This window comes from Flavobacterium saccharophilum (assembly GCF_900142735.1).
In the GTDB taxonomy this organism is placed as follows: Bacteria; Bacteroidota; Bacteroidia; order Flavobacteriales; family Flavobacteriaceae; genus Flavobacterium; species Flavobacterium saccharophilum.
The window spans coordinates 809880-823974 of the sequence record NZ_FRBY01000002.1 but is presented as its reverse complement, the minus strand read 5'-3'; the positions used below and the strand labels follow the sequence as shown (position 1 = coordinate 823974).

Annotated in this window: 14 protein-coding genes; 5 read left to right on the top strand and 9 right to left on the bottom strand. The window is 33.7% G+C overall.

The annotated features are described in order from the left end of the window. A complete protein-coding gene (locus tag BUA98_RS09025; protein ID WP_072971255.1) occupies window positions 1-450 on the top strand; it encodes a FixH family protein in 450 nt (149 codons plus the stop codon). Window positions 451-456: 6 nt separating this feature from the next. Beyond that, the gene (locus tag BUA98_RS09020; RefSeq protein WP_072971254.1) at window positions 457-1158 is read left to right on the top strand and encodes a sulfite exporter TauE/SafE family protein; all 702 of its coding nucleotides are present in this window, start codon (window positions 457-459) and stop codon (window positions 1156-1158) included. Here the strand turns inward: BUA98_RS09020 and hemN are convergent. The 8 genes from hemN to prfB form a co-directional block, all read right to left on the bottom strand. Continuing rightward, window positions 1155-2519, bottom strand: coding sequence for an oxygen-independent coproporphyrinogen III oxidase (hemN, locus tag BUA98_RS09015; protein ID WP_072971253.1), 1365 nt, complete (start codon window positions 2517-2519; stop codon window positions 1155-1157). The two genes, BUA98_RS09020 and hemN, sit on opposite strands and share 4 nt — an antisense overlap. 126 nt (window positions 2520-2645) lie before the next feature. Beyond that, on the bottom strand, window positions 2646-3116 hold the full coding sequence (locus tag BUA98_RS09010; protein ID WP_072971252.1) for a hypothetical protein: 471 nt from the start codon (window positions 3114-3116) through the stop codon (window positions 2646-2648). 109 nt (window positions 3117-3225) lie between these two features. After that, entirely contained in the window at window positions 3226-3573 is a 348-nt protein-coding gene (locus BUA98_RS09005; RefSeq protein ID WP_072971251.1) for a hypothetical protein, read from the bottom strand. Window positions 3574-3695: 122 nt separating this feature from the next. Then, complete coding sequence (locus BUA98_RS09000) at window positions 3696-4118, bottom strand: DoxX family protein (RefSeq protein WP_072971250.1); 423 nt, start codon at window positions 4116-4118, stop codon at window positions 3696-3698. A gap of 124 nt (window positions 4119-4242) precedes the next feature. After that, window positions 4243-5871, bottom strand: a complete 1629-nt coding sequence (locus tag BUA98_RS08995; RefSeq protein WP_072971249.1) for an acyl-CoA carboxylase subunit beta — start codon at window positions 5869-5871, stop codon at window positions 4243-4245. A 166-nt stretch (window positions 5872-6037) separates the two neighbouring features. Further along, window positions 6038-7036, bottom strand: coding sequence for a UDP-3-O-(3-hydroxymyristoyl)glucosamine N-acyltransferase (lpxD, locus tag BUA98_RS08990; protein ID WP_072971248.1), 999 nt, complete (start codon window positions 7034-7036; stop codon window positions 6038-6040). 341 nt (window positions 7037-7377) lie between these two features. Then, complete coding sequence (gene msrB / locus BUA98_RS08985) at window positions 7378-7824, bottom strand: peptide-methionine (R)-S-oxide reductase MsrB (protein WP_072971247.1); 447 nt, start codon at window positions 7822-7824, stop codon at window positions 7378-7380. 77 nt (window positions 7825-7901) lie between these two features. Continuing rightward, window positions 7902-9000 (bottom strand): peptide chain release factor 2 gene (prfB, locus tag BUA98_RS08980; protein WP_139256999.1). Its coding sequence is split into 2 segments (ribosomal slippage): window positions 7902-8936 and window positions 8938-9000, totalling 1098 coding nucleotides; the frame shifts between segments, so codons are not numbered across the junction. Between the two features lie 151 nt (window positions 9001-9151). On the opposite strand from prfB, the gene BUA98_RS08975 reads away from it, so the two are divergent. Continuing rightward, window positions 9152-10171, top strand: a complete 1020-nt coding sequence (locus BUA98_RS08975; RefSeq protein WP_072971246.1) for a threonine aldolase family protein — start codon at window positions 9152-9154, stop codon at window positions 10169-10171. Window positions 10172-10255: 84 nt separating this feature from the next. Here BUA98_RS08975 and BUA98_RS08970 read toward each other — a convergent pair whose 3' ends face one another. Next, window positions 10256-10576, bottom strand: coding sequence for a YbaB/EbfC family nucleoid-associated protein (locus BUA98_RS08970; RefSeq protein ID WP_026982166.1), 321 nt, complete (start codon window positions 10574-10576; stop codon window positions 10256-10258). 67 nt (window positions 10577-10643) lie between these two features. Here BUA98_RS08970 and BUA98_RS08965 point away from each other — a divergent pair, with 67 nt between their 5' ends. Both BUA98_RS08965 and BUA98_RS08960 read left to right on the top strand, forming a co-directional pair. Beyond that, window positions 10644-12779 carry a S9 family peptidase gene (locus BUA98_RS08965; protein WP_072971245.1) on the top strand — a complete coding sequence of 712 codons (2136 nt, stop codon included), beginning with the start codon at window positions 10644-10646 and terminating at the stop codon, window positions 12777-12779. A 70-nt stretch (window positions 12780-12849) separates the two neighbouring features. Further along, window positions 12850-13890, top strand: coding sequence for a cysteate synthase (locus tag BUA98_RS08960; protein ID WP_026982168.1), 1041 nt, complete (start codon window positions 12850-12852; stop codon window positions 13888-13890). Window positions 13891-14095: the final 205 nt, after the last annotated feature.

The following is a 14095-nucleotide window of genomic DNA, read 5'->3' as shown; positions in this document are numbered from 1 at the left end:
ATGAAAATAAATTGGGGAACAGGAATTGTAATTGCTTTTGCATTATTTATGACTTTTATATTATACTTTGTTTTCGAGGTACAATCTAATAGTAAATATGACAATGATTTAGTCGTTGAAGAATATTACAAACACGATTCGCATTTTCAGGAAGAAATGGCACGCATTCAAAATGCACATGATTTGCAGCAGAAGCCTTCAATTGTGTATAGTGAGGAAGGGGTAAAAGTTGCTTTTCCCGCCAATTTTGAGAGTGATAAAATAAAAGGAAATATTTTGTTATATCGTCCTTCAAATAAAAAGTTTGATTTCAATACTCAAATTATGTTATCCAATTCAGCTTTGCTAATTCCAAAAGATAAACTGGTCAAAGGTCGTTGGGATGTCAATATGGAGTGGCAATATAACGGAACAAAGTATTTAACTAAAGAGGTTATTTACGTAAATTAAGTACATATGTTATATTCTGCATTTATATTAGGTTTAATCAGTAGTTTGCATTGTATCGGGATGTGCGGTCCAATTGCTATGATGTTGCCTGTAGACCATCAGAATGAAGCTAAAAAAGTCACTCAAATTGTGACTTACCACTTGGGTCGATTAACTGCTTATGCGACAATAGGATTGATTTTCGGGCTGTTAGGAAGAGGTTTTTTTCTGGCTGGACTGCAACAAAAGATGTCCATTTTTATTGGTGTAGGGATGATAATAATGGTACTGATTCCTGAGAAAGTTTTTTCGCGATATAATTTTTCAAAACCTGTTTATAAAATCATTTCAAAAATTAAATCAAGTTTAGGAAATCAATTCAAAAACAAGAGCTATAAATCTCTTTTTACAATTGGATTATTAAATGGGTTTTTGCCGTGCGGAATGGTTTACGTTGCTTTATTTGGAGCAATCGCTATGCAGAGTGCTGGTTTTGGTATTTTGTATATGTTATTGTTCGGATTAGGAACTATGCCATTAATGACCATTGTAGTTTACATTCATTCTTTAATAAAACTACCCTTTCGAAATAAAATTCAAAAAGCTATTCCGTATGTTGCCGTTATTATTGGAGTTTTATTTATCCTTAGAGGCTTAGGTTTAGGAATTCCTTACGTTTCTCCTTCTAGTATGAGTTTGTTTGTTCAGGGAACTCCTAGTTGCCATTAAACGGTCATTGAAAACAAATTCGTTTCCGGTGATTTTCTTTTTAGATGTAAATCAAAAGCCATACAAATATTTCTAACAAATGGTTTTCCGGCTTCAGTTATGGTAATTTTGTTTTCGTCAATTACAATTAAGTTGTCTTTTTCTAGTTCTCTTAAATCAGAAATTACATTTCCAAGATCGTTAAAGTAAAGACTTTCTTTTGTCCATGAAGTTTCAAATTCACAAGTTAAGTTTAGAATGTGTTTACGGATAATCAAATCTTCATTATTTAGAATATGACCCTTTACAATAGGCAATTTATCCCACTCCAATAATTGGTAATAATCTTCTAAATTCTTAGTGTTTTGTGCAAAACTATACCAGCTGTCGCTAATAGAAGAAACTCCTAATCCAATCATCAATTGCGTTTTTGAAGCACTATACCCCATGAAGTTTCTATGTAGACCTTTATTTTCGGATGCTTTGTATAAACTATCAGATTCTAAGGCAAAATGATCCATTCCAATTTCGTGATAACCGTTTTTAGAGAGTAATTTTTTCCCTACTTCGTATAGCTTTCTTTTTTCAGCATCTTTTGGAAGGTTCTCTTCATTAAATCCTCGTTGTCCATTTCCTTTAATCCAGGGCACGTGTGCATAGCTGTAAAAGGCTAGTCGGTCTGGTTTTAAAGAATTAGTTTTTTCAACGGTATCGACAACATCCTCGATAGTTTGAAAGGGAAGGCCAAATATTATATCATGACCGATAGAGCTATAACCAATTTCTTTAGCCCAAAAAGTTACTTTTGCCACGTTATGAAAAGGTTGAATTCTATGAATCGCTTTCTGCACTTTTTCGGCGTAATCCTGAACGCCAAAACTTACTCGGCGAAAGCCTAAATCATATAACTTTTGAAGTTGTTCGTAGGTAGTGTTGTTAGGATGCCCTTCAAAACTAAATTCATGTTTATCTGCTTTATTGGCGAAAGTAAAAATGCCATTGATAAGATGTTCCAGGTTATTTTTTGAAAAAAATGTTGGAGTTCCGCCACCTAAATGGATTTCTTTTATAAAAGGCTTTTCAGGTAATAATTTGCAGTATAAACTCCATTCTTTTAAAAGAGCTTTGATATAGTCTTCTTCGACAGAATGATTTTTGGTTATTCTTTTATTACAACCGCAAAAGGTACACATACTTTCGCAAAAAGGGAGATGAATATATAAACTGATTCCGTTTTGAGAATTGCTTTCTGAGAAGGCTTTTTGAAAGGATCCTTTCCATTTTTGTTCTGAAAATTCGGCTTCATTCCAATAAGGAACTGTTGGATAGCTAGTGTATCTTGGGCCTGGAACATTGTACTTCTGAATCAGTGAAATTTTCATAAAAAAGTATTTTGGATTATCAAAATTACTTCTTCATACCTGCATATAAAATGATAAATGTCATACTTGAAGGCATAAAAAAAAGAGACTCAAAATGAGCCTCTTCCCTGAATTAAATAACTAACACTAAATAGAATCCTGAATGATTTTAAGCCATTTTTTTGCAAACATATGATCTTGATACGCGCTAATTTGTTTGATGCGATCGTCGTCAAAATCATAGAATGGAATTGTAATTTTTTTAGAAGTTTCTCTTTCCTGAAATTCAAAATCAATTTTGAGAATAGTATCTGAATTTCCATCAGTGGTTAAAATTAGTTTGCAGGATGAAACTGATTTTAGATCAACAAAGGTTGACTCTTGCTGATTTGGATTAAAATTCATTAAAATGAATTTTCTATGCTTTTGGTCTATAGTCAGCGTTTTATTGCTCTGAGACTCGGTTAAATCAAAATCTTCCGGATGATTCGGATTGAATTTCTTTTTAATATTTAAAATTTTTGATTTGTTTGCAGCACTCGTTCGTGCAGAAAAATATATTGGAATGGCTACTATGATTGCAATCACAATACCAATAATGGTTACACTTGTTTCCATGTTTTTGAATTTGATAAATAATATGAAATAGCAAACTGTTTTCAGAAAGAAAACCGTTCGATTCTTTTTGAAGAAATAAAATCTTCTAGCTAAATTTTCATGTATTTATCTACCAGAAAAAATGGAAAGGGTAGAGTAATAACAGGACTTTCTTACTCTGAGTGGAGAATTGATTTGTAAAGTTTGATGTTGTCGCAGTTACCTGATGTTGTGGAATAACAACTAGTAAAGAATCAAACCACTTAATGATAGTAGGATGGTCTGTCTTAATATTTGTAGCAAACTGATAACTTGCCTGTGGTTGTATAAAAGCCAGCGAATCAGCGTAATCTTTAGAAAAATTGGTATCCGTTTTTTGAATATCGATTTTTTGCATAGCCACATTGCTTTCTTGCGATGCAAAAAAGGCAAAGATCAAAAGTGATACAAAAATAACAGTTTTACGAATCCAATTCATGTTTGCGAATTTAGTTCATAAAACACAATTAAAGAAATTTTAAAATGCTAATTACTTCTTAAAAACAGCTTTATTATTTTATCCTCAACATTTATTGAGATAAGTTGAGGATAAAATGTGTATTATTGCTGCATTTTGAAATAATAATCAGCCGAGTGTTTTCCGCCTCCATAAAATAAGAAGAAGATACAAAGTAATAGTATAACTATTGCTAAGATCAAACTTTCAGAATGCATACGTCCCATAAAATTTACAAGGACCGCACCAAAAAGGATAGGTAATTGGGCAGCAATCGCCCAGCGGGTGAGTAGCCCAAAAACAATCATTATTCCTCCAATCATGTGGGCTGGAGCGATATAATGCAAAAGAAACATTCCGCCTCCATATTGATCAATGGGAGAAATTAAATCATGTAAATATTGAGCATTGGTTACAAATGAAACTCCTTTCATAAATAAAAAAACACCCAATACAATACGTACTAAATCGACTGGTAAATAAGTGTGCGAATTTGCCCATTTATTCAAACTTTTTACATTTTCCATGATACTACGTGATTTAAAATAATATACTAAGTTACTAATTTTTAGTGATATAATTATTTTTAAGTAGCTGGAAATAAGTTTTTTACTTTTTATTTAACTTATTTTGAGGATTCGTGAAATGAAATTAAACCTGAATAACGCCTAAATTAAATGCTTTCTTAATTGGGGCGTGATTGGCGGCTTCAATACCAATAGAAATCCAGGTACGCGTATCAAGTGGATCAATAATGGCATCTGTCCATAATCTTGAAGCGGCATAATAAGGTGAAGTTTGTTCATCATAACGGGCCTTTATTTTGTTAAATAGCTCAGTTTCCTTGTCCTCATCTATGATTTCTCCTTTTGCTTTAAGCGATGATGCTTCAATTTGAGCTAATACCTTTGCTGCCTGAGTTCCTCCCATAACGGCAAGTTCTGCACTTGGCCAAGCAAAAATTAGTCTTGGATCATAAGCTTTTCCGCACATCGCATAATTTCCTGCACCATACGAGTTGCCAACTATAACAGTAAATTTTGGTACTACAGAATTACTCACGGCATTTACCATTTTAGCACCATCTTTGATGATTCCGCCATGTTCAGATTTTGATCCCACCATAAATCCTGTGACATCTTGTAAAAAAACTAAAGGAATTTTCTTTTGATTACAGTTTGCAATAAAACGAGTAGCTTTATCGGCACTGTCAGAATAGATAACACCACCAAATTGCATTTCGCCTTTTTTAGTTTTTACTACTTTTCTTTGATTGGCAACGATTCCAACTGCCCAGCCATCAATTCTGGCATATCCTGTAATAATGGTTTGGCCGTAACCATCTTTATAAGGTTCAAACTCTGAATTATCAACCAAACGGTTGATGATTTCCATCATATCGTACTGTTCGTTTCTTGCTTTTGGCAGGATTCCGTAAATATCCTTAGGTTCTAAAGCAGGTTTTTCTGCTTTGATTCGGCTATAGCCAGCTTTATCAAAGTCACCAATTTTATCGACTATATTTTTTATTTTGTCTAGAGCATCTTTATCATCTTTAGCTTTATAATCTGTAACTCCGGAAATTTCGCAATGCGTTGTGGCTCCGCCTAGAGTTTCATTGTCTATAGTTTCGCCAATTGCCGCTTTTACCAAATAACTTCCGGCAAGGAAAATACTTCCTGTTTTATCTACAATTAAAGCTTCATCGCTCATAATTGGTAAATAGGCTCCTCCGGCAACACAACTTCCCATAACAGCTGCAATTTGCGTAATTCCCATGCTACTCATTTGGGCATTATTTCTAAAGATTCTTCCGAAATGTTCTTTGTCAGGAAAAATTTCATCTTGTAAGGGCAAATAGACACCTGCACTATCTACTAAATAGATAATTGGTAATCTGTTTTCCATAGCGATTTCTTGTGCACGCAGGTTTTTCTTTCCTGTGATAGGGAACCATGCACCCGCTTTTACAGTAGCATCATTAGCGACAACAATACATTGTTTTCCTCTTATGTAACCTATTTTTATCACAACACCTCCAGAAGGACATCCACCATGCTCGGCATACATTCCTTCGCCAACGAAACCGCCTATTTCTATACTTTTAGAATTTTCGTCTAATAAATAATCAATACGCTCGCGCGCTGTCATTTTACCTTCGGCATGCAGTTTTTGAATACGTTTTTCGCCACCGCCTAATTTGACTTTGGCAAATTTTTGTTTTAATTCAGAAAGTAAGAGTTTATTGTGATCTTCGTTTTTATTGAAGTTTAAATCCATAAGATATTGATGTTTTTACAAAATACTGTTGGCTAATTTACAAAATCAATTGAAAATAAACTTAATATTCAAATTATCTTTAAAACTAATATTTTGATTTCGTAATGACTTATAAAAAGAAAAACCAGAAGATAGCTTCTGGTTTTTTATAATGTATGTTTTTTGATTATTTTTTAGAATCGCAAACCATTCTTTTTAAGATTGCCCATTGTTTTAAGGCGTCACGAGCTTCAACTGCTGGATAACCCAACATTGTTTTTCCGGCAGAAACATCTCCGGTTACTCCGGATCCAGCCCCAACAATAGCCCCATCGCCAATAGTAGTATGATCTTTTATAGAAGCACTTCCGCCAATTATAACACCATTACCTAAAGTTACGGAACCTGCAAGACCGCTGTTTCCGGCCATAATACAAAATTTACCTAATTTACTATTATGTCCAATTTGAACTAAATTGTCAATTTTGCATCCGTCTCCCAGAATGGTAGAACTGAATTTGCCTCTGTCAACACAAGTGTTTGCGCCAATTTCAACTCCGTTTCCAATAATTACATTTCCAATTTGTGGAATTTTCACTAAACCTTTTTCTTTGCAAGGACGAAATCCGAAACCATCTGCACCAATAGTTGCATTTGGATGGATAATACAATCACTTCCTATATGACAACGCTCACGAACAACTGTTCCTGACCAAATAATTGTATTTTTTCCGATTGTGCATTCGTCTAAAATAGTCACATTTGGATAAATAGTTGCGTTAGCACCTATTTCTACCTTTGGACCGATATAGCATCCAGCTCCAATTCTGGCTCCTTCGCCAATAATTGCGGTTTCATCGACCGTTGCGGTTTTGTGAATATTGCTATGGAAAATAGGAGTAGGAGGAGCAAAAAGAGCTAAAATTTGAGACATTGCCAAATCAGCATTTTTTACTTTAATGAAAGCACGATTTTCTCCAGGTTCTATTGAAATATCTTCGTTAACAACTGCAATAGATGCATTTGAAGCCGACCAGTATTTTTCATATTTTTTGTTTCCTATAAATGAAATTTCTGAAGTAGTGGCTTTTTCTAATTGCTCTGTTGCTGTTACGCTTTGCGAAGTAGTGCCGTATATTACGCCATTTATAACTTCATTGATTTCTTGAATTGAATAGGATTTCATTGAATAAATTTAATTGACTTGGGGTTATTTTTTGCCAAATAAAATCAATTAGAATTTAATTACCTAATAAAATTTTTAAGTTTTTTAGTATATTTTTAAAATAATAGTTTAAATATTACAAAATTAACAGTTTAGCTATTAATTTATTGAAAGTACTCTAATTTGCTGAGGATGTGGTATAATTGACTTTTTCAATTGGAATGGCTTGAAAAAAGCATTATTTCTTAAAATAAATTTTATTATTGTATTGATAAGTAGCGACTTACACTTTTTTTGTTAATTGTTTTCTTATCATAAATAAGAAAGCGATTCTTTTAAAGGAATCGCTTTTCTTGAAATTATTATTTTGTAACTTTTGATAAAGAAATGGCATTAATACAATATCGTAATCCGCTTGGTTGTGGTCCATCTGGGAAAATATGTCCCAAATGTGAATCGCATACATTACAAACAACTTCAACACGAATCATTCCGTATGATTTGTCAGCATGATAGGCAACAGCATTTTCTTTGATCGGTTGCGTAAAGGAAGGCCATCCAGTTCCTGATTCGAATTTTTCAGAAGCATCAAAAAGTAAAGTACCACAGCATTTACATTCGTAGATTCCAGGATCAAATAAACTGCAAAGTTCAGAACTGAAAGATCTTTCAGTACCTCTTAAGCGTGTTACCTGATATTCTTCAGGAGTTAAGATCTGTTTCCATTCGTCTTCCGTTTTTTCTACTCTTTTCTCAGGAGTCGGATTTCCCTTATTTGTAAAATGAATTACATCTGCCCATTTTATCATAACTTATCTTTTAGTTTCAGGTTTCAAGTTTCAGGTTTTAGTCACTGTTACTAAAAACTGAGACTGAATACTGCTAATTATTCCTCTTCTTTTTGTCCCATCATCATTAAAAATGCTTTTAAGAATGGGTCAATATTTCCGTTCATTACGCCATCAACATCGCTGGTTTCATAACCGGTACGAACATCTTTAACTAATTTATAAGGTTGCATAACATAATTACGTATTTGCGAACCCCATTCAATTTTCATTTTTCCGGCTTCGATATCAGCACGTTGCGCTTGTTGTTTCTTCAACTCGATTTCATACAATTGAGAGCGTAACATTTGCATGGCACGCTGTCTGTTATCTTGCTGAGAACGTGTTTCAGAACATTGAATCTGAATTCCGGTAGGTTTGTGTACCAATTGTACTTTAGTTTCTACCTTATTTACGTTTTGTCCTCCGGCACCACTAGAGCGGGAAGTTGTAATTTCGATATCAGCAGGGTTGATGTCAATTTCGATACTATCATCAACAAGCGGATAAACATAAACCGACACAAACGAAGTATGGCGTTTCGCATTACTGTCAAAAGGTGAAATTCGGACTAAACGATGTACTCCGTTTTCTCCTTTTAAGTAACCAAAAGAATAATCTCCTTCAAACTCTAAAGTTACGGTTTTAATACCGGCAACCTCGCCTTCCTGAAAGTTTAGTTCTTTTATTTTGTAACCATAACTTTCGCCCCACATCATGTACATACGCATTAACATTCCGGCCCAGTCACAACTTTCGGTTCCACCGGCTCCGGCAGTAATTTGAACAACGGCGCTTAAACTGTCACCTTCGTCAGAAAGCATGTTTTTAAACTCGATGTTTTCAATATGATCTTGCGTTGTCTTATAATGTTCATCTAACTCTTCCGCAGAAAGTTCTCCTTCCTTATAAAAATCATAAGCAAGTTGAAGCTCGTCAGTAAGTTCGATGGCTTTATTATAATCTTCGATCCATTTTTTTTTGTTTCGAAGGTTTTTTACAATGACTTCGGCTTCTTTTGCATTGTTCCAAAAGTCGGGAGCAAAGGTTTTCTCTTCTTCGTTGGCAATTTCAATTAGTTTGGCATCAACGTCAAAGATACCTCCTCAACGCACCAAGGCGCTCCACAATACCTTTTATTTGTTCGGTAGTTGTCATAAATTAATAGTAGTTTTATATGTTTTTTATAAATATTACGTTAATTTGGTTGTATGGTAATTTGCTAGTTAAAATTTACTAAAACTTGCCGAGATTAACAAACAGTAATACGTAATTTTGTTGCACAAAAATAAGATATAGTTTTTAGAATATGGAAATAAATTTAATTAGCGATACCATAACAAAGCCTACCCACGAAATGTTGCAGTATATGTTCAATGCCCAGGTTGGGGATGATGTATACAAACAAGATCCAACAGTTATCGAATTAGAGGCCAGAGTAGCTGAATTTTTTGGTATGGAAGCGGGACTGTTTTTTCCTTCTGGAACTATGGCAAATCAAACCGCAATTAAATTACACACACAGCCTGGAGAACAGTTGATTGCTGATAAATATGCACATGTTTATCATTATGAAGGAGGAGGAGTTTCCTTTAATAGTGGTGTTTCTTGTTGTTTGTTAGATGGAGACAGAGGAATGATAAACGCAACTCAGGTGGCAGCAGCCATTAATGATCCTGAATTTTATCATAGCCCGTTAACTAGTTTGGTTTGTGTAGAAAACACAACCAATAAGGGAGGTGGAGCTTGTTATGAGTTAGAAGATTTAAGAGAAATAAAAAAGGTTTGTGACGCTAATAATTTGAAATTCCATTTAGACGGTGCGCGAATTTGGAATGCCTTAGTTGCTAAAAGACAAAACCCAAAAGAATTTGGAGCTATTTTCGATACTATTTCGGTTTGTTTGTCAAAAGGATTAGGTGCTCCAATAGGATCTATATTATTAGGAAGTAAAGCTGATATTCGCAGAGCGTTGAGAATCAGAAAGATACTTGGTGGTGGGATGCGTCAGGTTGGTTATTTAGCAGCAGCAGGACTATATGCTTTGGCACATAATATTGAAAGATTGGCTGAAGATCATCGGAGAGCCAAAGAGATTGCAGCGGTTTTAAGTACGAAGTCCTGGATTGCAGCAATTGAGCCTGTAGAAACTAATATTTTGATTTTTTCATTGGCTGAAGGTTACAGCGATCAGCTTTTAATAGAAAAGTTAAAACAAAAAAATATTTTAATCAGTGCACTTGGACATAACAAACTCCGAATTGTAACGCATTTAGATTATAAAGAAGTAATGCATACTTATGTGATTGAAACGCTTCAAAAATTTTAATTTTGTTTCAGGTTTCAAGTTTCAGGTTTCAAGTTTTACGTTACGAAATAACCTGAAACTTGAAACCTGAAACAATTTAACTTTCTACTTAAATAAGTTATCCATCCCCGGAATCATTGGCATATCCATTTTGGCAACGGCATCCAATTCTCTTTCGTTTACGTTTGTTGCTTTTTCAATAGCTTTATTTAAAGTTACAATTAAGTAATCTTCCAATTGTTCTTTGTCTTCTAATAAAGAGTCGTCAATAGAGATTGATGTAACTTTTCTATTAGCAGTTAATGTCACTTTCAATAATCCGTCAGCGCTTTGTTCGTCAATTAAAACAGTATCCAAACGCTTTTTTGTATCTTCAATTTTTTGTTGGGTTTCTTTAAGTTTACCCATCATTCCCATTAAATCCATTTTGTTGATTTTTAAATTATTTCAGACAAAATTAGTATATTGCTGTATTATATCAATACAATATTTTATGAAAAAATTAATTCCGTTCTATTGTGTTTATAGTATTTTTGCCTCTTCTTATTTAAAAATTAATGCTCAATCAATGCAAAACGATATAAAGGCTCCACAGGCCAAAGTAATTCCAAAAAACTTAAAAAAACATAAAGAAACCCGAATCGATAATTATTTTTGGCTCAATGACAGAGAAAATTCAGAGGTTATTGATTATCTAAACCAAGAGAATGTCTACTATCAAAATATGACTTCGCATACAAAAGAGCTACAAGAATCTTTGTATGAGGAGATGAAGGGCAGGATTAAAGAAGATGATGCATCTGTGCCTTATTTTTATAATGGGTACTACTATATTACCCGATTTGAAACGGGACAGGATTATCCAATTTTTTCAAGAAAAAAAGGAAGCCTTTCTGCAGAAGAAGAAATTATGTTCAATTGCAACGAAATGGCAAAAGGGCATGCTTACTTTAAATTAGGAGGTTTAAGCATTAGCCCAGATAACAAATTTGCGAGTTTTGGACTTGATCTTGTTGGTAGAAGAATTTACACCATACAGATTAAAAATTTAGAGACAAACGAAATTCTGGCTGACAAAATAGAAAATGCGACCGGCGGATCTGTTTGGGCAAACGATAATAAAACTATTTTTTATGTTAAACAGGATGAAGTTACGTTAAGATCTGATAAGGTTTTTAAGCATAAAATAAATAGTGATTCTGCAACCGATGTTTTGGTTTTTAATGAAACCGATGACACTTTTAATGTTTCAATCAGTAAAGAAAAATCAAGAAAATATATTGTAATTGGCTCGGGAAGTACATTAACGACTGAATACAGAATTTTGAATTCAGATAATCCGGATGGAGAGTTTGAAGTTTTTCAGCCACGTGTACGCGGTCTTGAATATAGTATTTCTCACTATGAAGACTCTTTTTACATTTTAACGAATAAAGATAAGGCTACCAACTTTAAGTTGATGAAAACGCCTGAAAATAAAACAGCAAAAAAATATTGGGTAGATCTTATTCCGCATCGTGAAGATGTTTTGCTGGAAGATATTGAAATCTTTAAAAATTATTTAGTTGTAGAAGAACGTTCAAACGGATTGAATCATATTCGCATTATGCCTTGGAATGATGAGCTGGATTATTATTTACCTTTTGGAAGCGAAACTTACAATGCTTATACCACAACGAATATTGATTTTGATACAGATGTTTTGCGTTACAGTTACCAATCACTTGCAACGCCATCGTCTGTAATTGATTTTAATATGAAAACTAAAACCAAAGAAATTCTAAAGGAACAACAGGTTTTGGGTGGAAAATTTGATAAAGAGAATTACATCGAAGAGAGAGTTTGGGCAACGGCCAGAGATGGTGTTAAGGTGCCAATTTCGATGATTTACCGCAAAGGATTAGTAAAAAACGGTAAAAACCCGTTATTGCTTTATGCCTATGGTTCTTATGGGATAACTATGGATACGTATTTTTCTTCAACACGACTTTCTCTGTTAGACCGCGGATTTGTTTATGCTATCGCTCATATTAGAGGAGGAGAGGATTTGGGAAGACAATGGTATGAAGACGGAAAACTGTTAAAAAAGAAAAATACCTTTACAGATTTCATCGATTGCTCTAAATTTGTGATTAACGAAAAATTTACTTCTGCTGAACATTTGTATGCAGAAGGAGGATCTGCAGGAGGACTTTTGATGGGCGTTATTGTAAATGAAGCGCCGGAATTGTACAATGGAGTGATAGCTCAGGTACCTTTTGTGGATGTTATTACAACAATGCTTGACGATAGTATTCCGTTGACAACCGGAGAATATGATGAATGGGGAAACCCAAACAATAAGAAATATTATGATTATATGTTATCCTATTCACCTTATGATAATGTAAAAGCACAAAAATATCCTAATATGTATGTTTCCACAGGATTGCACGATTCACAAGTGCAGTATTGGGAGCCTGCAAAATGGGTCGCCAAGTTGAGAACTATGAAAACAAATGATAATTTTTTGTTTTTAGACACCAATATGGATGCTGGACATGGTGGCGCTTCAGGAAGATTTGAAGCTTTAAAAGACTTAGCAAAGGAATTTAGTTTTTTATTAGATTTAGAAAAAATTAAAAGCTAATTAGAAATTTTTTGTTAAATTTGCAACCTATCGGGGTTATTTTAAAATGCCTTCGATTAACTATTTTTTTATGAAAGAAGAAATAAATGCTTATAATAATGTTTTAGAGTTAATAGGTAACACCCCACTTATTAAACTAAATAAAATCACCGAAGAGTTAGAAGGAAATTTCTACGCAAAGGTAGAAGCTTTTAATCCGGGTCATTCCTCAAAAGATAGAATAGCGTTATATATTATTGAAGAAGCCGAGAAAAAAGGAATCCTTTCTCCTGGAGACACGATCATCGAAACTACATCTGGTAATACTGGTTTTAGTTTGGCAATGGTCAGCATTATTAAAGGTTACAACTGTATTTTGGCAGTAAGTTCAAAATCATCAAAAGACAAAATTGACATGTTGAGAAGTTTAGGCGCAAAAGTTTATGTTTGCCCGGCTCACGTTTCAGCTGATGATGAAAGATCTTACTATAATGTTGCCAAACGTTTACACGAAGAAACTAAAGGTTCAGTTTACATCAATCAATACTTTAATCAGTTGAATATTGATGCACATTATAACACTACAGGTCCTGAAATTTGGGAACAGACAAAGGGACAAATTACACACCTTGTTGCTTGTAGCGGAACTGGAGGAACAATCTCAGGAACAGCTAAATTCCTAAAAGAGCAAAATCCAAATATTAGAATCTTAGGTGTAGATGCTTTTGGATCGGTACTGAAAAAATACCACGAAACAAGAGAATTTGATAACAAAGAGATTTATCCTTACCGTATTGAAGGGTTAGGTAAAAACTTAATTCCGTCTGCTACAGATTTTGATATTATTGATAAATTCATGAAAGTAACCGACGAAGAAAGTGCGCATTCTGCAAGAGAGATCACTCGTAAAGAAGGTTTATTTGTTGGATATACTTCTGGAGCTGTAATGCAAGCCATCAAGCAATATGCTGAGGAGGGGGAGTTTACAAAAGATAGTAATATTATTGCTATTTTCCCTGATCACGGTTCTCGTTATATGAGTAAAGTCTTTAGTGATGACTGGATGAATGAACAAGGATTTTTTGATAGTATTAATGAAGAAGAAGTTCAAAAAATTGAATTTGTGAAATAAGAAGAAAAAGTCTTAATAATATAAAACTCCGAATATTTAATTATTCGGAGTTTTTTTGTTTTAAGAGCTGTACTGTAGAAAAAAAAGGTTTTCGTATTGTCAAGTATGTCTTAAAAGTTTATGAATACCGTATTTATACGTAAGAAATTAAAGTTTTACATGAATTTAATTTAGTATTTTAATAATATTGTTAAAAGTATAAATA